The organism is Chryseobacterium luquanense (assembly GCF_026460945.1).
Lineage (GTDB): Bacteria > Bacteroidota > Bacteroidia > Flavobacteriales > Weeksellaceae > Chryseobacterium > Chryseobacterium luquanense.
The window spans coordinates 436,807-461,515 of the sequence record NZ_JAOVZV010000001.1 but is presented as its reverse complement, the minus strand read 5'-3'; the positions used below and the strand labels follow the sequence as shown (position 1 = coordinate 461,515).

General features: G+C 33.2%; 23 protein-coding genes. 15 read left to right on the top strand and 8 right to left on the bottom strand.

What is annotated here, in order from left to right:
- The first annotated feature begins 20 nt into the window (after positions 1 to 20).
- From OEA66_RS02155 to OEA66_RS02140, 4 genes are all read left to right on the top strand, one after another.
- Positions 21 to 1,043: a glutaminyl-peptide cyclotransferase gene (locus OEA66_RS02155; protein WP_267279805.1), complete on the top strand. Its 1,023-nt coding sequence runs from the start codon at positions 21 to 23 to the stop codon at positions 1,041 to 1,043.
- Positions 1,044 to 1,134: 91 nt separating this feature from the next.
- Complete coding sequence (locus tag OEA66_RS02150) at positions 1,135 to 2,040, top strand: hypothetical protein (protein ID WP_267279804.1); 906 nt, start codon at positions 1,135 to 1,137, stop codon at positions 2,038 to 2,040.
- Positions 2,041 to 2,073: 33 nt separating this feature from the next.
- Positions 2,074 to 2,688, top strand: coding sequence for a deoxynucleoside kinase (locus tag OEA66_RS02145; protein WP_267279803.1), 615 nt, complete (start codon positions 2,074 to 2,076; stop codon positions 2,686 to 2,688).
- Between the two features lie 76 nt (positions 2,689 to 2,764).
- Complete coding sequence (locus OEA66_RS02140; RefSeq protein ID WP_267279802.1) at positions 2,765 to 3,115, top strand: ArsC/Spx/MgsR family protein; 351 nt, start codon at positions 2,765 to 2,767, stop codon at positions 3,113 to 3,115.
- Between the two features lie 78 nt (positions 3,116 to 3,193).
- Here OEA66_RS02140 and OEA66_RS02135 read toward each other — a convergent pair whose 3' ends face one another.
- Positions 3,194 to 3,499 (bottom strand): DUF493 family protein, encoded by a 306-nt coding sequence (locus OEA66_RS02135; protein WP_267265655.1) that lies wholly within the window; start codon positions 3,497 to 3,499, stop codon positions 3,194 to 3,196.
- Between the two features lie 39 nt (positions 3,500 to 3,538).
- Complete coding sequence (locus tag OEA66_RS02130; RefSeq protein ID WP_267279801.1) at positions 3,539 to 4,216, bottom strand: DUF4197 family protein; 678 nt, start codon at positions 4,214 to 4,216, stop codon at positions 3,539 to 3,541.
- A gap of 442 nt (positions 4,217 to 4,658) precedes the next feature.
- On the opposite strand from OEA66_RS02130, the gene OEA66_RS02125 reads away from it, so the two are divergent.
- The 10 genes from OEA66_RS02125 to OEA66_RS02080 all read left to right on the top strand — a co-directional run bounded on the left by OEA66_RS02125 (position 4,659) and on the right by OEA66_RS02080 (position 16,970).
- The gene (locus tag OEA66_RS02125; RefSeq protein ID WP_267279800.1) at positions 4,659 to 7,481 is read left to right on the top strand and encodes a SusC/RagA family TonB-linked outer membrane protein; all 2,823 of its coding nucleotides are present in this window, start codon (positions 4,659 to 4,661) and stop codon (positions 7,479 to 7,481) included.
- Positions 7,482 to 7,491: 10 nt separating this feature from the next.
- Positions 7,492 to 8,913, top strand: coding sequence for a RagB/SusD family nutrient uptake outer membrane protein (locus OEA66_RS02120; RefSeq protein ID WP_267265658.1), 1,422 nt, complete (start codon positions 7,492 to 7,494; stop codon positions 8,911 to 8,913).
- Between the two features lie 70 nt (positions 8,914 to 8,983).
- Positions 8,984 to 10,369: a glucoamylase family protein gene (locus tag OEA66_RS02115; RefSeq protein ID WP_267279799.1), complete on the top strand. Its 1,386-nt coding sequence runs from the start codon at positions 8,984 to 8,986 to the stop codon at positions 10,367 to 10,369.
- Positions 10,370 to 10,598: 229 nt separating this feature from the next.
- Positions 10,599 to 11,300 carry a carboxylesterase family protein gene (locus OEA66_RS02110; protein WP_267279798.1) on the top strand — a complete coding sequence of 234 codons (702 nt, stop codon included), beginning with the start codon at positions 10,599 to 10,601 and terminating at the stop codon, positions 11,298 to 11,300.
- 46 nt (positions 11,301 to 11,346) lie between these two features.
- Positions 11,347 to 13,674: a beta-glucosidase BglX gene (bglX, locus tag OEA66_RS02105; protein ID WP_267279797.1), complete on the top strand. Its 2,328-nt coding sequence runs from the start codon at positions 11,347 to 11,349 to the stop codon at positions 13,672 to 13,674.
- A 381-nt stretch (positions 13,675 to 14,055) separates the two neighbouring features.
- The gene (locus tag OEA66_RS02100) at positions 14,056 to 14,442 is read left to right on the top strand and encodes a hypothetical protein (RefSeq protein WP_267279796.1); all 387 of its coding nucleotides are present in this window, start codon (positions 14,056 to 14,058) and stop codon (positions 14,440 to 14,442) included.
- Positions 14,443 to 14,845: 403 nt separating this feature from the next.
- Positions 14,846 to 15,400 (top strand): RNA polymerase sigma factor, encoded by a 555-nt coding sequence (locus OEA66_RS02095; protein ID WP_267279795.1) that lies wholly within the window; start codon positions 14,846 to 14,848, stop codon positions 15,398 to 15,400.
- Positions 15,401 to 15,411: 11 nt separating this feature from the next.
- Complete coding sequence (locus OEA66_RS02090; RefSeq protein ID WP_267279794.1) at positions 15,412 to 15,759, top strand: hypothetical protein; 348 nt, start codon at positions 15,412 to 15,414, stop codon at positions 15,757 to 15,759.
- 89 nt (positions 15,760 to 15,848) lie between these two features.
- Positions 15,849 to 16,121 carry a hypothetical protein gene (locus OEA66_RS02085; RefSeq protein WP_267279793.1) on the top strand — a complete coding sequence of 91 codons (273 nt, stop codon included), beginning with the start codon at positions 15,849 to 15,851 and terminating at the stop codon, positions 16,119 to 16,121.
- A 201-nt stretch (positions 16,122 to 16,322) separates the two neighbouring features.
- Positions 16,323 to 16,970: a DnaJ domain-containing protein gene (locus tag OEA66_RS02080; protein ID WP_267279792.1), complete on the top strand. Its 648-nt coding sequence runs from the start codon at positions 16,323 to 16,325 to the stop codon at positions 16,968 to 16,970.
- 40 nt (positions 16,971 to 17,010) lie between these two features.
- Here OEA66_RS02080 and OEA66_RS02075 read toward each other — a convergent pair whose 3' ends face one another.
- Complete coding sequence (locus OEA66_RS02075; protein ID WP_267279791.1) at positions 17,011 to 17,166, bottom strand: hypothetical protein; 156 nt, start codon at positions 17,164 to 17,166, stop codon at positions 17,011 to 17,013.
- 237 nt (positions 17,167 to 17,403) lie between these two features.
- Here OEA66_RS02075 and gcvP point away from each other — a divergent pair, with 237 nt between their 5' ends.
- A complete protein-coding gene (gene gcvP, locus OEA66_RS02070; protein WP_267279790.1) occupies positions 17,404 to 20,262 on the top strand; it encodes an aminomethyl-transferring glycine dehydrogenase in 2,859 nt (952 codons plus the stop codon).
- 229 nt (positions 20,263 to 20,491) lie between these two features.
- Here the strand turns inward: gcvP and OEA66_RS02065 are convergent, their stop codons facing one another.
- The 5 genes from OEA66_RS02065 to OEA66_RS02045 form a co-directional block, all read right to left on the bottom strand.
- Positions 20,492 to 21,427, bottom strand: coding sequence for an eCIS core domain-containing protein (locus OEA66_RS02065; RefSeq protein WP_267279789.1), 936 nt, complete (start codon positions 21,425 to 21,427; stop codon positions 20,492 to 20,494).
- Positions 21,428 to 21,642: 215 nt separating this feature from the next.
- Complete coding sequence (locus OEA66_RS02060) at positions 21,643 to 21,915, bottom strand: zinc finger domain-containing protein (protein WP_267279788.1); 273 nt, start codon at positions 21,913 to 21,915, stop codon at positions 21,643 to 21,645.
- 10 nt (positions 21,916 to 21,925) lie between these two features.
- The gene (locus tag OEA66_RS02055) at positions 21,926 to 22,645 is read right to left on the bottom strand and encodes a hypothetical protein (RefSeq protein WP_267279787.1); all 720 of its coding nucleotides are present in this window, start codon (positions 22,643 to 22,645) and stop codon (positions 21,926 to 21,928) included.
- A 289-nt stretch (positions 22,646 to 22,934) separates the two neighbouring features.
- Positions 22,935 to 23,711, bottom strand: a complete 777-nt coding sequence (locus tag OEA66_RS02050; protein ID WP_267279786.1) for a LuxR C-terminal-related transcriptional regulator — start codon at positions 23,709 to 23,711, stop codon at positions 22,935 to 22,937.
- Between the two features lie 264 nt (positions 23,712 to 23,975).
- Entirely contained in the window at positions 23,976 to 24,689 is a 714-nt protein-coding gene (locus OEA66_RS02045) for an ankyrin repeat domain-containing protein (protein WP_267279785.1), read from the bottom strand.
- Positions 24,690 to 24,709 lie beyond the last annotated feature (20 nt).

Sequence of the window (24,709 nt, the reverse complement as noted above, 5' to 3'; positions counted from 1 at the left end):
GGAAATTTTAGAAATAAAAAATGAAAAATAGAATAATTGTAGGTTTTGCAGCTTTACTTTTGGTAATTTCTTGTAAAGACGACGGAAAAATATTGACTTCTCTCGCTGATTATAATTCTTCAATGGAAACTGCAGGTTATCATTTTGGTGATAAACTTGATCTTCCGAAGGACGTTTTAGATAATGCTGAAAGTATCACAATAAGTTTTGGTGAAAAAGAATCTAAAAGTCTTATCGTTGATCCGAAATATTTCATGTTGGGTGATAATGCAATTACTTTTAATATTAAAACTAAAAGTGGCGAAAATCTCTATCAAGACGCAACAATTAATGTATACAGCAAAGTTCCTGAGCAAAATTTTAATTATGAAATTGTTGCCGAATATCCACATGATCCGAAAAATTTTGTACAGGGTTTTCAGATTGACGGAAATACAATCTATGAAAGTGAAGGGCAATATGGCTCATCAAGATTAATAACTTACAAACTTGGAGATACAACTCCTATTAAAGAAACGAAGCAGGCGGATGATGTTTTTTCTGAGGGAAGTACAATTGCAGGAGATAAAGTATATCAGTTGACTTGGGAAAACAAAAAAGGATTTGTTTACGATAAAAATACTTTAAGCTTGCTTTCTGAATTTGCTTATCCGGATATGATGGTAAAAGGTTGGGGTTTAACGTATGACGGGAAAAACCTTATCGCTTCAGACGGGACTAAAAATCTTTACTTTTTAGATATAAAAGATCCTTCAAAAATGGTTAAATACATTTCTGTCGCTGGAAATACTTCAGTGTATGATCAGTTAAACGAATTGGAATATTACAAAGGATTTATCTATGCAAATGTTTGGCAGAAACCAATTATTCTAAAAATAAATCCTGCCAACGGAGAGGTTGTAGGGAAATTTGATTTTACAGATCTTACCAAACAAAATACAAAAGGAAGTGATGATGTATTAAACGGAATCGCTTTTAAAGGTGATAATATGTTGGTTACCGGAAAAAACTGGTCTAAAATTTATGAAGTTGCAGTTAAATAGTTAAAAACTGAAAGCAATTTCTTACTTAATAAAATAAAGATGTAAATTGGTGGCGTTCCTTCGGGAGCGCTATCTTGTTAAAATAGATTTTTTGAAAATATTCTCATTTTTTTTCTTTCTTGTTTTCTGTACTGTTTCGGCGCAGAAAGCCCTTCCTTTTGATTCTTTAAAACTAAAGGAAACGAGAGATATGTTTGCAGATGATTATGGAAATCTCTATTTATATCGAAACAAAGATTTTAGCTTTACGAAATACGATTCTTTAGGAAAACAGTTAGGGAAGATGATGTTCACCGTTCCTTTTCGGGTTCAGGGAGTTCAAAATCCTTTAAGTGTGGCACTTTTTTCGGAAAATGCTCAGGAAATGAAATTTGTAGATCAGAATCTCAATGAAATTCAGAAACTTGATTTCAGACAGAAATTTACTTTTATAAGACATGCTTATGCAGAAGATCTGCAGCAAATCTGGTTATTAGATGAAAGTACAAAACGTCTTCTTCAGTATAATTTCAGAAATGACACGACAATAAATTCATTTCCATTTGATGCCAACTTTGATGATTTAATTGATCTTTTAGTTTTCGAAAATAAGATTTATATCTTAACTAAAACGCAATTCAGAGTTTACAATTTAAAGTTTGAAAAACTTTTTGAAGCTTCTGTAGAAAACGGAAAACGTTTCAGAAGAGAGAATGAGATTATTTTAATTATCGCAAAAAACACCATTTTTAAATACATTCCGGAGAAAGAATTAACCAAAATTTTTGAAGATCCCGATGCTCAGATTGTGGATAAAAATTCGCTTGCATATTTTGAAGTGAAAGGCAACAAACTCTATCTTTACAGCCTTGAAAATATCGCAGATATTAAAAAAAATAAAGAAGCTGAAAACCAGAAAAAAGAACTCGAAGAATCCATCGAAAAATTGGAAGTTGAGAAGTCTGAGAAATCAGATATCATCAAATTGATGGATGAAATTGAAGACTTAGGTTTTTAGATTTAAATCATTTCAAAAATAAAGAGACAGAATATGCACATTGCAGTTACAGGAAATATTGGAGCAGGAAAAACGACGTTAACCAGAATGCTTGCGAAACATTACAATTGGGATGCACAGTTTGAAGATGTAGATCACAACCCGTATCTGGAAGACTTTTATGCAGATATGAGCAAATGGAGTTTTGCTTTGCAGATTTATTTCTTGGGGAGCAGATTTCGTCAGGTAAAAGAAATCCGAGAGAGTGGGAAAAATATTATTCAGGATCGTACAATCTATGAAGATGCCCATATTTTTGCTGAAAACCTGAATGATATGAAACTTCTGTCAGACAGAGATTTCAAAAACTATGCTTCGCTTTTTGATTTGATGAAAACCTTTGTTTCTGCGCCCGATTTATTAATTTATCTTAAATCTGATGTTCCTAATTTAGTAAAGAAAATTTACAAAAGAGGTCGTGAATATGAAGCGACAATCAGCATAGAATATCTTTCTAAATTAAATAAAAAATACGAAAAGTGGATTTCTAATTATACAGAAGGGAAATTACTGATTATTGAAGTTGATGACCTGGATTTTGTTGAAAAACCAGAAGATTTCGGCTTGATTTTAGAAAAGATTGAAACAGAATTAAACGGATTATTTTAATTTTTAGATTACCAAAATTTTTGGTTCTAAATTTGTTTACCAAATAATACATTCAATCTTTATAAATCAAATCAAAATGCTGGTAAAAGTTCTTCATAACGGAAATTGCTCAAAATCTAATGCTGTTTTGGAATATTTGGACGAAAACGGTGTTCCATTTGAAATTATCAATATTGTTGAAGATCCTTTAAGTGTTTTAGAATTAAAGACTTTATTGAAAAAGCTTAATCAAAGCGTTTTTCATATCATCAGAAAAGAAGAGAAATTATATCTTGAAAATTATGCAGGAAAAGATCATTCTGAAGAAGAATGGTTACAGATTTTATCAGAAAATCCTTCATTAATTCAGAGACCGATTTTAATTAAAGGTTCTGTTGCAATGTTAGGAAGACCAATTGAAAATGTGAAATTTTTTATCGAAAAATAGTTCTGAAAAGTCAGATTTATATAAAATAGAAAAGGTTAGTTTTAAAACTAACCTTTTTTTATTTACAATTTATTTTACTTAAAGCAAAATAACGTTTTCTATTCTTGCAACTTCCTGATAAATACGAACTACCTGATCTGCATCTAAAACAAAAGCGTTTATATTGCACGCTGTGTATTTTCCGTTTTTACTTTCACGGTTTCCCATCGTAAATTTTATACCGTCGAACACTTTATAAATTTCCGTCAGTTTTGCCTCATCAGTAGGAATGATAAATTTGAATAAATAATCTTCAGGAAAGTCATGGTGACCTTCCAGTTTCTCCTTTAATGATTTGTAAAATTCTTCAGGATTTGCATTTTCATTTCCTTGTAATATTTCCATTTTCTTCCTTAATAATATATAAATATAATGAAATTCGTCTTATTTTCCAAACGGAGCAAGTAATGACGCAGAATTTTGCTTTTCGTGGTCTTCAATAATATTGAACATCCCGTTTACAAGTTGTTCTGAAGCTAAAGTACTCAATCCACCTGCATTTACATTGGTTTTGTTACCTCCTAATAAACTTCCCAAAAGATTAGTTCCGGATAGGGCAGTATTAATTGTTTTCACAATCCCGTATTTATTAAGTTCCTGCTCAACTCTTGGTGCAATTGCTGCAACAAGCTGTGTTTGAGTTTTTTCTCTTAAAATTAATGTAGCTGTTCCTTTTTCTCCCTGAATAATTCTCGTTACATCTTGAGCATTCAAACTGTTAACTGCAGTTTCTAAAATAGGTTTTGAGATATTTACTGTATAAACAGCCGCTTCTGCAATATATTCTCTTTCTTTTTCAACGATTGACGGAGCAATTTTTTCCAACGTAGCATTGATATCACGAAGTTCTTTTGGTAAAGCTTTATCTACCAGATTATTTTGAAGGAAAGCTTCTTTATTTCCATAAATATTTGCTCCTTTATTAATTCCGCCAAGCAATACTCTCTTTATAACTGCTAAACCTAAATCTGATGTAGCTAAAGAAGTACACGATTGCATTGTAGTATTAATAATTACACCAGTTCCTAAAATAATAGCTGCTGCGATAATATATTTTTTCATTGTAATTTTTTATTCTTTCTAAACTTCGTCAAAGGTAATTACTTCTGTGGTTTGCAACAAAATTTTTCGAATGACAAAGAATAAATAGTAAAATTCACTAATTCTATACCAAATTGAAACATTTTTTTCTCTAAATCTTCAAAATCAGCCTTTGAATGCAATTTTTGGAGAAAATTATTGCTTCAAAGTGAGAAAATGGCTTTTTGAAATGTATGAAATAATTAAAAATTTGAGTGAATTTTAATAATAAGTTAACTGAATATGTCGGTTTCTTAACAAATAATTAAAATTAAACCATTTATAGAAATTTTTTTAACTAACTTTAACAAGATTCGTTTTTTTTTCTATTTTTGATTAATGTCTTCTTTTGAGAAAAAGACATTTTAAGATTTGATTATAAAAATCTTACCGACTTTGATTGTACAAGATAAAATTAAACTATATGAAACAAACTAATTTAAAGTATTCTTGTCTTATTGCTGTTCTATACTTCGGTATGAATGTCAACGGACAAGTTACTCCTCAAGATACTTTGCCAAAAGAGCAGAAGATTGAGGAGGTTGTTATGATTGGGTATGGAGCACAGAAAAAAGAAAACGTTACTGGAAGTATTGGGATTGTCTCCGCTAAAGATTTGGCAGATAAACCAAATGCAAACCCACTAAACTCAGTGCAAGGAAAATTGGCTGGGGTAAATATTGTGACATCTGGTACACCAGGTGGATCTCCTCGGGTAGATATTAGAGGGGTTGGATCTTTGTCTGGTAACACTGTTTTCATTGTTGATGGAATGTTAACGGAAGATATTTCTTTCCTTAATCCTCAGGATATCGAATCGATGAGTGTTTTGAAAGATCCTTCAAGTTTGGCAATTTTTGGAGCTAAAGCTGCAAATGGAGCTGTAATCATCAAAACTAAGAGTGGAAAAGGAAAACCTGTTTTTAATGTTAATTCTTATTTAGGTATTAAGAAGGTAACCAATATTCCTAAAATGGTAAATGCAGATCAATACGTTGAATTGTACAATGAAAAATTAATGAATGACAATGGTTCTTCTGCAGGATCTATCAGTAGAGCAAATTTCCCAGCTGATACCAACTGGTTCGAGGAAATTTTCCGTACCAGCATTATAAATTCAAATGATTTCTCTGCTTCAGGAAGTCTTGGTAAATTGAATTATTATGGTAGTGTTGGGTATCTGCAGGATGATGGTAATTTGGCTGCGGGGCAAGGAGTTAATTCAGGAAGTGGTTTTAATAGATTCAATACAAAATTGAATTTAAGTTATAAAATTACAGATAACATTACAATTGGAAATAATTTCTCTTACTCAAAAACAAGAACTGACGTTGCAAATAATCCTTTGTTAAATGCACGTAATTCTCCACCATTATTTGGACCTATGAATCCTGCAACAGGAAGTTATCAGTTTTTCAACGGCTATTCTATTGCAAATCCAAGAGCACAATTAGATCTTTACAGGTCACAGATAAGACAGGACAGAATGCTTAATAACGTTTTTATTGATATTAAGTTTTTAAAAGATTTTACTTTTAGAAGTAGTTACACAACTGATAACTATAGTCCAAGCCAATACGAATATACGCCTGCAATTACATATACTCCAAATGCAACTCTTTCGAACCTTATTACAAGGAATGTTCGTAATAGAAACTATGTTTGGGACAACACTATTAATTGGAAAAAAGATTTCGGAAATCATAATTTAGAATTGTTAGCTGGTTTTTCCAGAATTAGAGATTCCAGATCAGAAGATGTATGGATTGCTAAAAATGTAAACTATGACGGGACCAATGGCTCTTTAAATATTTTCAATGGTACTGATATATTTAATTATCACGATACTGCAGCGGCGGTTCAAGATGGTAGACCTGCAGCGACACAAGATCAACAAAGAATTGAATCTTTCTTTGGAAGAATCAATTATGATTATGAAGGTAAATATCTTTTAAATGCTTCTGTACGTAGAGATGCGAGTTCGCAAATATCAACAGACAGATATAAAACTTTTCCTGCCGTAAGTATTGGTTGGGTAGTTTCTAAAGAAGGTTTTATGAGTGAGCAGAATGTTTTTGATTTGTTGAAATTGAGAGCAAGTTGGGGTAAATTAGGTAACCCGAGAGTTAAAAGAGACTTTTCTCAGATTGTAACTAATATTGGTGGAGGTGCATACTATGGTAATACTGGATATCCGGCAGGAACGGTTGACAGAGTGATTGATTCGTCAATTGGTTGGGAAACAACAACAGGTTCAGATTTTGGTGTTGAGATGGCATTTTTAAACAATAAATTAAAAGTTGAGGGAACTTATTATAACAAAGAATCAAAAGATATAGTTTACGGAGTTAATCAAGCCACGATTTCCGGAGCTAGTAATCCATATGATTTTATCACTAATGCTTACTCTTTTAAAAATAAAGGTTTTGAAGTATCTGTAAATTATAATGCAAATCTTAGTGAAAATGTTAAACTTGGAGTTTATGGTAACTTCACAACTCTTAAAAATGAGATCACAAACGTTTATCAAGATTCATTCTTAGAAACAGGAGCTAGTTTATTCGGTAATTCAATTGTAAGATTGCAAGCTGGGCAAGCTGTTGGTTCTTACTATGGATACGAAGTTGCAGGCGTGTTCCAAACTGATGCTGAAGCGGCTGCATCTGGGCAGAACGGAGCAAAGGCAGGATGGTTTAAGTTTGCGGATCTTGATGGAAATGGAGTAATTGATACAAGAGATAAAACTTTCCTAGGTAGCCCCATCCCCAAAGGAACTTATGGATTTGGAATAAACTTGGCGGTTCATTCAATTGATTTTGGAATAGATTTCCAAGGTGTATTTGGTAATAAAATTTATAATTATAACCGTGAGCAACGTTATGGTAATGAAAGTTGGGATCTTGATATGTATAATAACAGATGGACGGGTGCAGGTACTTCCAACACCAATTCTATGATTACTTCAAACCAATCTATTATTTTACCTAGTAGCTTTTATGTAGAAGATGGTAGCTATTTTAGAATCAGAAATATTCAAATAGGATATAATTTACCTTCGTCAATTGCTCAATCTTTATCAGTTAAAAAACTGAGAATATATCTAAGTGCACAAAACCCATTAACAATTTTCAAATATAACGGATTCTCTCCTGAAATTATGAATTCTGATAGAGTACAAATGGGTATTGATAATAATATTTATCCAATTTCTGCTATTTATACAATGGGTATGAACTTAACATTTTAATTAAAAAGTCATGAAAAAAATATTTTTAACAATCTCAATACTTTCATTATTTGTTAGCTGTAATGATGATTTTGTTGATATCAAGCCGGAAGGAGTAGTAGTAGCAGAGGACTTCTTTAAAACAGAAGCTGATGCTATGAAAGCGACGAATGCTATATACAGCTTCCTAAGAAGTTGGGAAAATTCTGGTTTTCCTGCACAATATGTGTTTGGAGTAACTGGAGATGACGTTGAAAAAGGATCAAATCCTGGTGATGCATCTTTTATCAATGCATATAATAATTTTTCTTTTACAACAAGTGATGACGGAGTTAATGGATACTGGACTGGTCAATGGCAAGCTGTTCAAAGAACAAACCAGGTTATTACCAATGTTCCGAACATTCCTATGGATACAGCTCTTAAAACCAGATTGGTTGCTGAAGCTAAAATGTTGAGAGCTTATTTCTATTTTAATTTGGTAAGAATATATGGTGGCGTTCCTATTTTTGATGGGATACAAACTGATTATATTAATAAACCAAGAAATACTGCTGCAGAGGTATATGCATTTATTGTAAAGGATTTAACTGAAGCATCTGCAATTTTACCGCAAACATATCCTGCAGGTCAGGAAGGAAGAGTCACAAAGGGTGGTGCTCTGGGATTACTTTCAAAAGTTTATCTTTATATGAAAGACTACCAAAAAGCTTATGACGTTTCAAATCAAGTAAAAGGAATGGGATATTCTTTAGATCCTAGTTTTAATCACTTATTTAGACCAGCAGGTGAATTTGGAACTGAGTCAGTTTTCGAAGTTAATTGTGGTTGTTCTCCAGAATTTGGTGGTAGTCAGTATGCAGAAGTTCAAGGGGTAAGAAATCAGTACGGATGGGGTTTCTTTACACCAACTCAAGCATTAGAGAATGCATTTGAACCTGGTGATATCAGAAAACAATTTACCATTCTTAGAGAAGGTCAAACTACACCGGAAGGTGATCTTATCAAAAAAGGAGATCCACAAGCAGGTAACACTTGGAATTATAAAACTTACGTCCCTTCATCACTTAACAATAATGCGTGCGGATATGGATCTATTCAAAACATAAGAATCTTGAGATTTGCAGACATTCTTTTAATCAATGCCGAGGCGGCAAATGAGTTAGGAAATACTGCGGTTGCGATTACAAATATCAACTTAGTAAGAAATAGAGCTCAGCTTGCGAATACAACTGCAACTAATCAGTCTACTCTTAGAACTGCAATTTGGCAAGAGAGAAGGGTTGAATTGGCAATGGAAAATGATAGATTTCCAGATTTAGTAAGAACAGGTCAAGCTGGTACTTTCCTTGGTCCATTAGGATTTCAGACCGGTAAAAATGAATTGTTTCCAATACCTTTAAGAGCAATTACAGATAGTAAAGGTATTTTAACGCAGAACCCTGGTTATTAATAATCAAATATATTTAGAGGAGAATGAAAGTTCTCCTCTTCTTTTAGTATTTAAGTTTAAAAATGATACAATGAAAAGGATAATACTTTCAATCGCAGTGATATCATTACTTATTGTCTCGTGCAAAAATGCTCAAACAAACCAAAATATATCTCAGAATAAAACTGTAAAATCTAATATTTCTGACGAGCAATTGATGAACAAAGTTCAGAAAGATGCTCTAAAGTACTTTTGGGATTATGCAGAGCCAAACTCAATGTTGGGAAGAGAACGCTATCACGAAGACAATATCTATCCGGATAATGATAAACACGTTGTTACAACAGGTGGATCAGGATTTGGTTTAGCAACAATTTTAGTTGGAGTTGAAAGAGGTTTTGTTCCAAGAAAAGATGCGGTGAAACGACTGACTACAATGATGAACTTCCTGTCAACAGCTGATCGCCACAAAGGAGCATGGTCACATTGGATCAATGGAGAAACAGGAAAAACAGTTCCTTTCGGTAAAAAAGACAATGGAGGAGATTTGGTAGAAACAGCTTTTCTGACTTCAGGAATTTTAATGATTCGTGAATATTTTAAAAATGGAAATGCCGAAGAAAAAGCTCTGGCAAAAAAATGCGATGAACTTTGGAAAGGTATACAGTGGAACTGGTACACAAAAGGAGGCGAAAAAGTTTTATATTGGCATTGGTCACCCGAATATCAGTGGGAAATGAATTTTCCATTGCAAGGCTATAACGAATGCTTAATTACTTATATTTTAGCAGCTTCATCGCCAACGTATCCAATCGATGCCGAAACGTATTACAAAGGCTGGACAAGAAACGGAACCTATCTTTCAGACAAAGAAAAATACGGACTTCCAATGTACGTAAAGCACAACGGAGCCGAAGAATATGGTGGCCCATTATTTTGGGCGCACTATTCATACATCGGTTTAGACCCGACAAATTTATCTGATAAATTAATCAATAACTATTTCGATTTAAATAAAAATCAAGTCTTGATTGACTATAAATATTGCGTTGAAAACCCAAAAGGGTGGAAAGGTTACGGTCCAAATTATTGGGGATTAACCGCAGGTTACTCCAGAAATAAGGATGGAGGTGTCGGTTATGATGCTCATTTTCCACAAAACGATCATGGAGTCATTACTCCTACGGCGGCTTTGAGCAGTTTTCCCTATACTCCCAAAGAGTCTATGGATTTTCTGAGATTTATTTATACTCAAAAACCAGAATTCATCGGTTCTGCAGGACCTTACGATGCTACTTCCATCAATTATAATAATTGGACAACTCCAAGATATTTAGCAATCGATCAGGGAACAATAGCTCCGATGATTGAAAATTACAGAACAGGATTTTTATGGAAATTATTTATGAATGCTCCTGAAATTCAAAAAGGATTAAAAAAATTAAACTTCAAAACTGAAAAATATAATATCAAATAGTTTTTAGGAGCTTAATCCCGCTATCCGCTGTATCTTTTTTGTCATTGCGAACAAAGTGAAGCAATTGTTGAACTATTCCGAAATCGCAATAACAAAAAAGGATGTCGCTTCTATCGGGGCTAATTTTTTCATAGTTATAGTTACAAAGAAAGAATTATAAAGAATAGAATGCAATCCTATTAAACAATAATAAAAAAATCAAACGGCTTTAGCCAAAACCTAAAGAAATATGAGTTTTAAATTAAAATATCTGCCACTTTTGCTTCTTCCGTTATCATTGGGTATGAACGCTCAGGAAATCAAAGCAGAATTAAACAAAGAAGTCAAAAGACAGGAAAAGATTTCTTACATTCTGGATTTTCCTCAAAATGCAAAAGGAAATGTCCCTCTAATTGTATTTCTTCACGGATCGGGAGAAAGAGGAACTAATTTGGAGATCGTAAAAGCGCACAGTCCGTTTACTTACAAAAATTTAATAAAAGAACCTGTTGCAATTTTGGCACCTCAATGTCCGGAGAATATGTGGTGGGATACAGAAACAGTTTTTAATTTAATTAAAGAAATTCAGTCAAAATATAAAATTGATGCTTCCAGAATTTATCTTACCGGACTTTCAATGGGAGGTTGGGGAACGTTGAAACTGGCTATGGAACATCCTGAAATGTTTGCAGCAGTAGTTTCAGTTTGTGCTCCTACGGATCGTGTAATGTATGCGAATATACATCAATACAAGAATTTGAACATGAAAATTTTCCACGGCGGAATGGATGATGTTGTTTTACCGGAAAATGCACTTAATTTTTATCAGGCATTACATCCCGTAAATCCAAAAGCTGAATTAACAATTTTTCCGAATGACAACCATAATTCATGGGACTCTACTTATTCAAATCCTAAATTGTATGAATGGATATTGTCTAAAAGAAAATAACTCATTAAAAAACAAAAAGAAAATATAATTAAAAGAAGATAGATTTATGAAAAAGTTAATTGTAATTGCCACATTAGCCCTTGCTCCAATATTTTCGGCGCAGGAAATGGTAACGAAACCGGTTCAGTCTTATCAGACCGCCCAATACCAATCAAAGAAGAAAGCTTTTGTTGATGCTCTTTTAGCTAAAATGACCTTAGACGAAAAAATCGGACAGTTGAATTTACCTAGTTCTGGAGATTTCACGACTGGTTTAGCTAAAAGTTCAGACATCGGAAAAAAGGTTGAACAAGGTTTAGTTGGCGGACTTTTCAATATAAAAGGAGCTGATAAAATAAAAGCAGTACAAAAAGTTGCGGTAGAAAACAGCCGTCTGAAAATTCCAATGATTTTCGGAATGGATGTGATCCACGGTTACGAAACTACCTTCCCGATTCCATTGGGATTAGCAGCTTCATGGGATATGAATTTGGTTCAGCAATCAGCAAGAGTTGCAGCAAAAGAAGCAGCTGCAGACGGAATCAACTGGACGTTCTCGCCAATGGTAGATATTTCCCGCGAGCCAAGATGGGGAAGAGTTTCTGAAGGTTCAGGTGAAGATCCGTATTTAGGAAGTGAAATTTCTAAAAATATGGTGTACGGTTACCAAGGAAAAGATTTGGCAAACGGAACAAATATTTTAGCTTGTGTTAAGCATTTCGCATTATACGGAGCCGGCGAAGCCGGTAGAGATTACAACACTGTTGACATGAGCCACGTAAGAATGTTCAACGAATATTTCCCACCTTACAAAGCTGCGGTTGATGCGGGTGTAGCCTCTGTTATGGCTTCTTTTAACGAGGTTGACGGTGTTCCGGCGACCGGAAACAGATGGTTACAGACTGAAGTGTTGAGAAATCAATGGAAATTCAAAGGTTTTGTGGTTACAGATTATACAGGAATCAACGAAATGGTTGATCACGGAATGGGAGATCTTCAACAAGTTTCTGCTTTAGCACTTAAAGCGGGTGTTGATATGGATATGGTTGGAGAAGGATTTTTAACTACATTAAAAAAATCTTTATCTGAAGGAAAAGTGACGCAGGCTGAAATTGATATGGCAGCGAGAAGAATTCTTGAAGCAAAATATGATTTAGGTTTATTTGACAATCCTTACAAACACGGTGATGCAAAACTTGCTGCAAAAGAAGTTTATAGCATGGAAAACCGTAATATTGCGAGAACGGCTGCTGCTCAATCAATGGTTTTGATGAAAAACGAAAATCAGGTTTTACCATTGAAAAAATCAGGAACAGTTGCGGTGATTGGTCCATTGGTCAACAACTCAATGAATATGGCAGGAACATGGAGCGTAGCTACAAAACATGCGGTTTCTGTTAACTTGATGCAAGGTCTTCAGGCAAATTATGGTAAAGAGGTGAAATTCATTTCTGCGAAAGGTGCAAACATTGACTACGATGCAAAATTAGAAGATATTTACGCAGCTCATGGTAAAAAAACCGATAGAGATAACCGTTCAAAAGAAGCTTTATTAAAAGAAGCGGTTGACATTGCCAACAAAGCAGACGTTATCGTTTTGGCAATCGGAGAATCTGCTGAAATGAGCGGAGAATCTTCTTCAAGAACTGAAATCACAATTCCTCAATCTCAGGTTGATCTATTAAATGAATTAAAAAAGACGGGAAAACCTATCGCAATGGTACTTTTCACAGGTCGTCCATTAGCTTTAACGAATGTAAAAGATACACCGGATGCTATTTTAAATGCTTGGTTCCCTGGTTCAGAAGCTGGAAATGCAATTGCTGATGTTCTTTTCGGAAAAGTAAATCCTTCAGGAAAACTTCCGATGACGTTTCCAAGAAGTTTAGGGCAGATTCCTATCTATTACAATGCTAAAAATACAGGTCGACCATTAAGTCAGGAACTGACGGATAAATGTGAATATCAAAGATTCCGTTCAAACTATATGGATGAGTGTAACACACCGTTATATCCATTTGGTTACGGTTTGAGTTATTCTAAATTCAATTATTCTGATGTGACGGTTTCTAACACAAACCCGAAAGGAAATCAGACGGTTCAGGCTTCGGTTACCGTAACGAATTCAGGAAATTATGACGGGGCAGAAGTAGTTCAGCTTTACATCAGAGATTTAGTTGGAACGATTACAAGACCTGTAAAAGAATTAAAAGGTTTCCAAAAAGTAATGCTTAAAAAAGGTGAATCTAAAAAGGTTACTTTTGACATCACTCCTGAGCAATTGAAATTCTACAACGGAGATTTGAAATACGATTGGGAAGCTGGAGATTTTGATATCATGATCGGTACCAATTCTGAAGAAGTGAAACATTCAAAAATCAATTGGACGAAATAAATTCAAAAGCCATTCGAAAGAGTGGCTTTTTTTATGGGTGATAAATGATGAATAATAACTTGCGTCTGATTATACAATTGATGAAAGGTCTGTAAGTTGTTGGAAAATAACAAATTGTACTTGATTGTCTCTTCGAACTGGTTGATTGCCTCTTCGAAGCAGTTGATTTCTTCTTCGAACTCCTTGATCGGCATTTCGAAATGGTGGACTGTTTGTTCGAAGTACTTGATTACTCCTTCGAAGTGGTTGAGGTTTGTTTTGTACTTATTTTTTCTATCTTCGAATCAATTGTCTGATATTTCGAAACAATATTTAAATTAAATATCTAATTGTATTTTTTTGCATACTTTTTACGAAATTTACTCTAATCAAAAATTAAATATGAAAAAAATATTTTTATTATCAGTAATGCTCCTTTCTAGTTTTACGATTGCTCAAAAAGTGGGTGGAGATAAAGATGCTCACGGCTGTATTGGCTCTGCAGGTTACACCTATTCACAAATCAAAAATGATTGTTTAAGAATTTTTGAACAGAAAATTAAATTAAATGAAGTGAAACCAAAAGGAAGCTCAACTTCGATGACTGCTGTTATTTTTAGCAAAGACATGAAGAAAGCAGAGATTTTCCTTCCGGAACAAAATAAAGGAAGTTTAATTTTAACAAAACTTGGAAAAGGCAAAGCCTGGAAAAACGGAAACTATATTTTAGTTCCTTACAAAAAAACAGGTTATCAATTGAAGAAAGATAATGTCGTCATTTATCAATAAAAAAGAAACAGGAAGCCAACATTGACTTCCTGTTTTTTTTATCTAAAATAATCTAAATTTATCCAGTAACAACTTCTTCAGCATAAACCAAACCTTCGTAACAAGCATTGTAAATCGCTTTTAACTCATCTAAAGTAGGAACTCTAGGGTTGAAACCTGTACAAGGATCTATTAAAGCATTGTTTGCGATATAATCAAAGTTTTTGTCCCAATCTTCTCTTCGAATTCCAAATTCTTTTATAGAAACTTAAATTAATTCATCTGGATTTTTTTAAAAAAAGAATAACAAAAAACCTTATGGATAAAAGAAAATTTTAAAATTCAAAAAAATATTCTACATTTATTAAAGTAAAACAATCAGTACAGTCGTCCTAACAATATGGAGATTGTCGAAAAATTACCAATGCCAGAGAAGGAAAAGGAAAACATTATTTCTCAAACCGTAACGAATTACGGCGGAAAGTTAATGTCTTTTATTCGCCCTAAAGTAAAAAATACCGAAGATGCTGAAGATATTCTGCAGGAAGTTTGGTATCAGTTCAGCAGTTTGACCAATCTTTCGGAAATTGTAAACGTTGGAGGATGGTTATACCGAGTGACTTCGAACAAAATTATCGATAAATACCGCAAAAAGAAAACCGAAAATCTTGAGGATTTTGTGTACGAAGACGAAGATGGAGAATTTTCGATTAAAGATATTCTTTTGATGGACGATAGTGCCGGTCCCGAAGTGAAAATGTTTCAGAATGAAATTTGGAAAAAACTTTTTGAAGCTTTAGATGAACTTCCCGAAAAACAAAGATTGGTTTACACAGAAAACGAGCTAAACGATAAAACTTTACAGCAAATCGCAGATGAACAGGGAGAAAATATAAAAACTATCATTAGCCGAAAAAATTACGCAGTAAAGCATTTGAGAAGCAGATTGAAACAATTGTACGAAGATTTAAATAACTAGAAATAAATAAGATGAATAATAAATATAAAAAAAGTTGGGCTCTTTTAATTTTATGTCCGCCCTTGATTTTCCTTACCGTTGCGCTGATTGTAATGTGGCTTTGGAACTGTATTCTCCCCGAAATTATTGGTGTAAAAACAATTAATTATTGGCAGGCGATGGGAATTTTGGTGTTAAGTAAAATTCTTTTTGGAGGCTTTCACGGAAAATTCGGACAGGGAATGCGTGATATGAAAGAGAAACATATGAAACACAGAATGGAAGGAATGTCTGATGATGAAAAAGAAAAATTCAAAGAAGTTTGGAGACAGAAATGTGAAAGCGGATTCTTCAATCGAAACAAAAGAACAAACGAGTAGTTTAAAATTTTTATAAGTAGTAAAGTAAAAATTGAAACGAATTCGTCTCTATAAAAAACAAGAAGTAGTAAAATTTAAAATTTAAGAAAATGAAAAATTCAGTATTAAAAGGTATTTTAGGAGCTGTTGCTGTTGCAGGAGTTGCTGTAATTGCCAAAAAAGTAATCGAAAGAAAAAGATTCGTAAAAGGTATTTTTAATGAATACGGAATCAAAGAAAAATCTCCATTTGCATTGGCTGATAAAATAAGAGAAATGGATGAAGAGCAATATCAGGAATTGAAAGGAAAATTCAAAAAAGAATTTGCTTCAAGATGTTGCCACAAAAACTTCGACAAAAAAGAAGAATTTGCAGAAGCATAAAAATAGAAAGTAACTAAATTGAAATTGTTAATTCCGGCGCAATAAATGTGTCGGAATTTTTTTTGCTACTAGTGCATGAATTTTTTAATATATTCTGTTGAAATTTCATTTAACTTAAAAACGTTATCAATTAAATTCGTGCATTCGTGGCTAATTAATTTTTTGCCAACAATCTCAAATTCCTTATTTTTGTTAGCCTAAATGAAAGACTACTACTATTTTCTCGGAATTTCTCATGATGCTTCAGACGAAGACATCAAAAAATCTTACCGAAAGCTTTCATTAAAATACCATCCAGATAAAAACCAAAATGACGATTTTTTTGCCGACCGTTTCAAAGAAATTCAGGAAGCGTATGAAACCTTAAGTGATAAAGGACGAAGAATTACGTATGATCAGAATTTAGAAAGTCAGCAGAAAAGTTTCAGATATACGATTCCGCCTTCGATAAAAACTTTTTCGGCCAATAAAATTCATGCAAAAAAAGGAGAAGAAATTATTATTACTTGGCAAACTCAAAATGCTGATGTAGTGAAAGTTTTACCTTTTGGACTGGAAAAAGTGTATGGAGAAAGGATTTTTAAAATAACAGAATTTAAAAACGGGAAATTTCAATTGTTGCTTCATGCAACGAATTCGCTTTTACATAAAACCGTCGTTCAGGGAATTACAATAACGGAAGTTTTTGAATCTGATGGAGAAAAATTCAGAGACAAAGCGGAAGAATTGTTTAGACCACAACCTCGGACAGTGATTAACAGAAGGGGTTATCCCAAAATTATGCTGTTGATTTGGGGAATCATTATTTTGGCAATTCTAATTTATTTTTGGGTTAGTGATTTTATTTAAGATTTAAATAAAATCAAAAATTCATCAGCTCTTAAACTTACTAAGCCAACTTTTTATTTCCTGGGCATTTTTTGCAACGTTTTCCTTTTTTAAACTTTTTACAGCAAGATTTTTTGTCGCCACAAAACATTTCTTCAGTATTGAAGTTGAACGCAGGAGCCAATGGAGCAATTTTGAAAGGAATGATTATATTCATATTGCAAATATATTAATTTAGAATAAATATAATTAATAAAATTATTATTTTATTTGGATGCTGATTATTAGAGGTTTTGCAATCGATTTCGGAATGATTTCTCTTAATTTTAATTAAAAATATTTAACCAAATCTTGCTTTCAAAAGATTTAACATCCTATTAATATAGGTTGCGAATTTGCTCAAAAAAACGTAATTTTACGAATCTTTTTTTACATACAAAATCTAATATAAAAAATGAATACAGAACAGTTTGTGAACCGTCACATTTCCTTAAATGAAGCCGATAAACAGGCGATGTTGGAAAAAGTAGGCGTTTCAAGTATTGAAGAGTTAATTTCTCAAACCATTCCTGATTCCATCCGTTTAGCGAAAGATTTAGACATTTCAGAACCACTTTCAGAATACGAAATGATTCGTCATTCAAAGGAATTGGCAATGAAAAACGCTGATTTTACCAATTATATCGGTTTCGGATATCACAACACGCTTTTACCTGCGGCAATCAAAAGAAATATTTTTGAAAACCCAAGCTGGTACACTGCATACACGCCTTACCAAGCTGAAATTGCACAGGGAAGATTAGAGGCTTTGTTAAATTATCAAACCGTTATTTGCGATTTGACAGGTTTTGCTTTGGCAAATGCATCTTTGTTGGATGAATCTACAGCTGCAGCAGAAGCAATGCACATGTTCTTCAACAACAGAACGAAAGATCAGAAGAAAGCAGGAGCCAATAAATTCTTTATTTCAGATCTTGTTTTACCTCAGACTGTTTCAGTTTTAAAAACTAAAGCAGAAGGTTTAGAAATAGAAATCGTACAGGGAGATCACAAAACTCATCAGTTTGATGCTTCTTACTACGGTGTATTATTACAATATCCGGGTAAAAACGGAATTGTTTTAGACTATACAGAAGATATTGTAGAATATAAAAAATTAGATCTACAGGTTGTTTTAGCTTGTGATCCGATGGCTTTGGTTAAATTAAAATCTCCCGCTTCTATGGGCGCTGATTGTGCGGTTGGAACTTCACAGAGATTTGGTGTACCAATGGGTTACGGTGGTCCTCATGCAGCGTTTTTCTCTTGTAGAGAAGAGTACAAGAGAGATATTCCGGGTAGAATTATCGGGGTTTCTCAGGATGCTTACGGGAAACGTGCCTTGAGAATGGCTTTGCAAACTAGAGAGCAGCATATTAAGAGAGAAAGAGCGACGTCAAATATTTGTACAGCTCAGGTTCTTTTGGCAGTGATGGCTGGAATGTATGCTGTTTACCACGGTCCGAAAGGTTTAAATTTTATTGCTGATCAGATTCATTTTAAAGCCAATGCGCTTAAAAACGGTTTGATTACTTTAGGTTATGATGTAGCTCAGGAGCCAATCTTCGATACCGTAAAAGTTTTCATGAGCGAGGAAGATAAAACAAGACTTCAGAGAATGATGAAAGATCACAAGATCAATCTGAATTATTTCACAGAAGGTGTTGTAAGTATCGCTATTAATGAAAGTTCAACAGTTGAGAAGCTTGATGTTTTGATGACTTCATTCGGTTATTTTAAAGACAAGCAGGTTTCCAAATTAGAATTAAAAGAAGGATACAGCATTCCGGATGATTTGTTGAGAAAAGACGAAATCCTGACGGAAGAAGTATTTAATAAATACCATACTGAAACGGAATTGATGCGTTACATCAAGCGTTTGGAGAGAAAAGATCTTTCATTAACGCACTCAATGATTTCTTTGGGATCTTGTACGATGAAACTGAACGCAGCAACTCAAATGTTACCTCTTTCTTGGGGTGAGTGGGGAAGTGTACATCCATTTGTACCTGTAGAGCAGGCAAAAGGATATCAGGAAATGATTCGTGAACTTGAAAAAGATTTATCTGAAATCACTGGTTTTGCAGGAACTTCTCTTCAGCCAAACTCTGGTGCTCAAGGGGAATATGCGGGATTGATGGTCATCAGAGAATATCACAAATCAAGAGGTGAAGATCACAGAAATGTGGTATTGATTCCTCAATCTGCACACGGAACAAACCCGGCTTCTGCAGCAATGGCAGGAATGAAAATTGTGGTTGTTAAAAACTTAGAAAGCGGAGAAATTGACTTTGAAGATTTGAAAGCTAAAACAGAGCAACATTCTTCAAACCTTTCTTGTGTAATGATCACGTATCCGTCAACTTACGGATTCTTCGACGCAAACATTATCGAAATCACCAACTTGATTCATGAACATGGCGGACAAGTTTATATGGACGGTGCTAACATGAACGCTCAGGTAGGATTTACAAGTCCAGGAAACATCGGAGCAGACGTTTGTCACTTAAATCTTCATAAAACTTTCGCAATTCCTCACGGAGGTGGAGGTCCTGGAGTTGGTCCTATTTGCGTGGCTAAACATTTGGTTCCTTTCTTACCATCAAATGCAAACATCAAAGTTGGAACTAAAGATTCGATTGAAGGAATTTCTGCTGCGCCTTACGGTTCAGGTTTAATTCTTAATATTTCTTATTCTTACATTAAAATGTTAGGAACTGATGGATTGAAAAAAGCAACTGAGCATGCAATTTTAAATGCGAATTATTTAAAAGAAATTTTAGCAGAACATTTCCCGATTTTATATTCAAACGAAAACGGAAAAGTAGCTCACGAATGTATTGTAGATTTCAGACAGTTTAAAACTTTAGGAATTGAGGTAGCTGATGTTGCAAAAAGATTGATGGATTATGGTTTCCATGCTCCAACGGTATCTTTCCCGGTTGCCGGAACATTAATGATCGAGCCTACAGAATCTGAAAGCAAATCTGAAATTGACCGTTTTGCAGAAGCTTTAATTGCTATCAAGCAAGAAATTGACGAGATTGCAAATGGAGAAGCAGATCAAGCAAACAATGTATTGAAAAATGCACCTCATACAGAGCAAGTGGTTATTTCTGATTCTTGGGATAAACCATACAGCAGAGAAAAAGCAGCTTATCCTTTGGACTGGGTAAGAGAGCACAAATTCTTTGCTTCTGTATCAAGAGTTGACGAAGCTTACGGAGACAGAAACTTAGTTTGTACTTGTGAGCCGATCGAAGCTTATATGTAATTGAGTTTTTAGATATAGAAAATCCCTTTCAGTTTTGAAAGGGATTTTTTTTGACAGTGAGCTAAAAGTTAGAATATTTTACGAAGCTTACTTCGCAAGTTGGCAAAGTTGCAGGAATCGAAGCATAAAATTTCCGTTTTGGACAAATGCTCAATAGAATTACTATTGTTGAGTTTTGCAATTCAGCCCAACAATTACCAAATCGATGTTGGCAGAAGTTTTTGTCCTTTTAGTATTGATGTGCCGCTGTCACTCCAGTAATAATAAAACCAGGTGGTGATAACAAAGGTCCAGATTGTCCTGCTGGAAATAAGCAAGTCGGTTCATTACAAGGCATAGTTGTAACAAATCCGTCTGAAATTCTTTTCATAATTACTCCTGTTACCAATATTGAACAAGGACATTTATTACCTGTTGTATTATTTTGGTTATTTACCCAAATACAGTCTGTTGGTGGAATACTTAACTTTGCTTGTTTATTTACATTTTCCCAAGTTAATTGTGTTTGTCCAACTGTTGATGCAATATTGTATGTCCAACTTTGAGTATTTCCTTGGTTATAGGAATTAATATTTTGTATAATTCTACTAGCATTTTCGTTTGCTTGTCCTTCTAAACTGTTCCAATTTGTTGAATATACAAAAGCAAATGTTTCTACACCCATTTGGTCATACTGTAAAACGTGTGTCAGTTCGTGTGCCCAAAGTTCAACATTGGTAGTCAATTCTACACTTGAAAAACATATTACATTGTCAAGAGTAACTGCTCCTTCCTGATTTAACCAATTCTTTAACATACCATCAATGCTAATTCCATTTGCAGTTGTCCAGGATGTGCTTTCTAAAATATGTTGCGGAAAATATTTTGAAAGTTGTTGTTTTATGTTTTGCGGAATGGGTTGAGTTCCTCTATTTTGTGCTTGTCCTTTAGAAAATCTAATAGCAGAAGCTAAAATTGGAGCCGCAGGATTAAGCAATGTTTGTCCAACATCTTTTGGAAGGTTTTGTAGCATAGGAGGAATTGCAGTAACGTCAGGAGGTTTAATAGAAACAGTTCCGTTATTTAAATTAACATCGACACCTGTTATTCGTGACAGCCAACTTTGTCCAAAACAGATATTTGTAAATAACAAAATTATTGCTGTAGTAAAAATTAATCTTTTCATCTTTTTAATTTTTTAAAGTTATAATTCTAGTAGTTTTGAAAAAGTCTTTTGCTTAAGGTGATGTGTCTAAAATTTCTGCCAACGTTTTGGGGCTCCTTTGCGATGGTGGGCAATCGAAGCACAAATCTTCAATTTTGTACAAAAGTTGAACCGAAGTACTACCGAAGAACTTTGCAGTTTCGCCAACTATTTCAAAACCCTTGTTGGCAGAAGTATTAATCGGGGATTTCACCAGTACCATTGCATTTTGAGCAATTCAAATTACCTGCACCATTACAATTTCTACAAATTTTAGAAATTTCACCAGTCCCGTTACAATTAGAGCAACTAACTTGAATATATTCATCATCTTCATTTTTTTCATATACGTAACCTTTGCCATCGCAAATATCACACCTAAAGGTTTCAGAACCAGTTCCATTACAATCTGAACATCTTAATTGTCCCGCACCATTACAATCTGGACAAGTTTTTACATCTATAATCATATTTTTGTATTTAATATTTTTCAATTAATAATATCTCAACTGGGATTTCTTTAAATTCAATGTCGGAATAATAGCCGTTAAGATTAAAAGATCTTAATTCTGTGGATAAAATTGATGAAAGCTTTTTGCTTTTTTCGACAAATACCCATTCGTTTCCAAACTTTATTTTCACATCAGCTTCAAATACAACTGATCCAGAAAATTTTCGGGTTGCATTTGAATTTCTATACCCGGTCTTAATTTCAACTTTTTGTTTGGGTGGAATATTGAATGGCATTGAAATATCGAAAGTTTCTTCTTTAATTTCATTGATCGATTTGGAGTAAGTAGATGTTCTTACAGTTTTATATTCATATTGTTTACCTCCACCACCTTCGAAAATTAAGTATTTAATTTTAAAACTTATAGATCCAGAAATAGTATCAGAGTTTTGAATACTATCTGAAAATTCTGCTTTCCACCCAGTAATTTTTTTATAAGAATCCTTAATTGTTATAGATTGTGGGGTGTCTAATTGGTTTGTATAAGGCATTGTAATAATTCTTTCATTTTGCGGAAGAGTACTCATTTCTATCTTGTCGTCTAAAAGTAAATCAGAGTCTATGAAAATTAAATTTTCTAATGAAATACTTTCAAAATTAAGATTATCACCTGCATTAGGGTCTATTGGTTTCATTGGAACTGTAATCGCTCCAACACCTGTATTTGATACTGGCTTTTTTGATTTCATTTCTGTAAATTTAAACCACTCAACTTGCGGTATCAATTTTTTTACTTGATAATAGAGTTCATTTTTGATGTCTAATTCCATTTTATTTTCATTTAAGTTAAATAGTTCTGCCAACTCAAAAATATATGCGAAACAAACTTTTGCCAATCTTGCCGAAATAGGGTTGATATACGAAGGTCGGTTTCGTATTATTTATTTCATATATAATTTGTTTTTGGATATAAAATATTGTAAAGCTAATCAACCTTTAAAGCAAAAAAAATAGCTATTAATAGCTATTTTTCAATTATTATATCCATCCTTCTTTTATAGATTTGCTCAGTAACTCCAATGAAGTGTGAACTTCAGCCTTGCAAAGAATATTTTTCCGATGGTTGTTCACAGTATTCAGACTGATAAATAATTCTTCTGCAATGGTTTTGCTGTTTTTACCTTCAAGGATGCATTTCAGAATTTCTTTTTCTCTTTTGGTGAATATTTCGAAAGACTTAGATAATTTTTCTGTTATTTCTACATTATAATAAGACGGTTCGTCATCAAAACCGATAATAGAAAAACAAGGGATTCCCTCTTTTTTTATATGAGTAATATCTGTATGTAAAACAAGGCTTCTATAATAATTGTTCTCATCAAAATCTATGGGAATTATCTGATGAAGTAATCGCACATAATCATTATTTTTTGTTTTAATTCTGTAGTCATGCTGAAACTTATAGCAACCTCTTTTTTCTAAAGGTAAATCTTTTAAAAATTCGGTCAATTTATTTTCAAAATTTAAAAAATAAGGTTTATCATCTGTATGTATTTGATTAAGGAAAAAGAAAGCATTTATTTCGTTTGGTTCATAGCCTAAAACACTTTTGATATTTGGACTTATAAATTCAAGCTCCATTTGAGACACATTAAAAATCATATAGTAGTATTTACCAGCTTGAAAAATATTCAACAATTTTTTGTGTAATTCCAACGTCAATTCTAAATTCTTTGTGTAAAGTTTATCATTCAAAATTGCCTTTCCCCAAACTTCTGTAGCAGCTTGATATAAAGTTTTTTTTGGCTTTTCCATGGTTAATTTCAAATTTTATAGATTGAATTTAATGAATAATCAAAATTTTATAATGCTACTAAATTATTAACTGCTTTATAATAGTTAGATGTATTTAATTACAGTTGTAAGATTCATTATTTTGTAATATCAATAAAAACAAATGTACATTTTTTGTACAGAATGGGATTCAATATTTTTTTATAAAATAGAAAACCCCGCTATAATACGAGGTCTAGATTTTATAATTTTATTTTAAAACTTTACGTGTATCAGATAAAATTGTTATTGTAATAACTCTACAATTTCTCTGTAATTCTTCTCTTTTGCAATATCCAGAGCTGTTTTGCCACTATTATTTTTTATTGTTAAATCTGGTTTGTATTGAAGAAGAAATTTAACCGTTTCTAAATCACCATTTTGAACACAATATATTAAAGGAGTATCATTGTCTTTATCAACATTGTTGATGTTTGCGCCTTTGCTAATGAGATATTCTGATATATTGGTATAGCCTTTCCCGATTGAAGAAGCGAAAGGTGTTGCTTTGTCACTGGCTTTTACATCGATTTCAGCTTTATGTTCAACTAAAAGCTTTACAATATCTATTTTGTTATTTCTTACAGCAAATCGTAGAGCTGTCCAACCATTCACATCTTTATAATTAGGATTTGCATTATTCTTCAAAAGTATTTCAACGACTTTTGTAAATCCTTCTTGAGAAGCTATGTTTAGAGGGCTTTCTGTTGTTTGTAAAGGTTTATTGATGTCTGCTCCTTTTGAAATGAGCAGCTCAACAAGTTTTACATTTCCCGTTCCTGCTGCAGCATAGAGTGGTGTGATTTGATATTCTTTTGATAATTGATTCACATCTTCCTTTTCCAATAGTTTGCTCACTTTTTCAATATCTTCATCGGAAATTGCTTTAAATATTTTTTGTGAATGAACTGAGCTGAAGGCAAATAAAGATAATGTTACAACAATAGTTTTTATGTTCATTGGTATAAAGTTTTATTTGT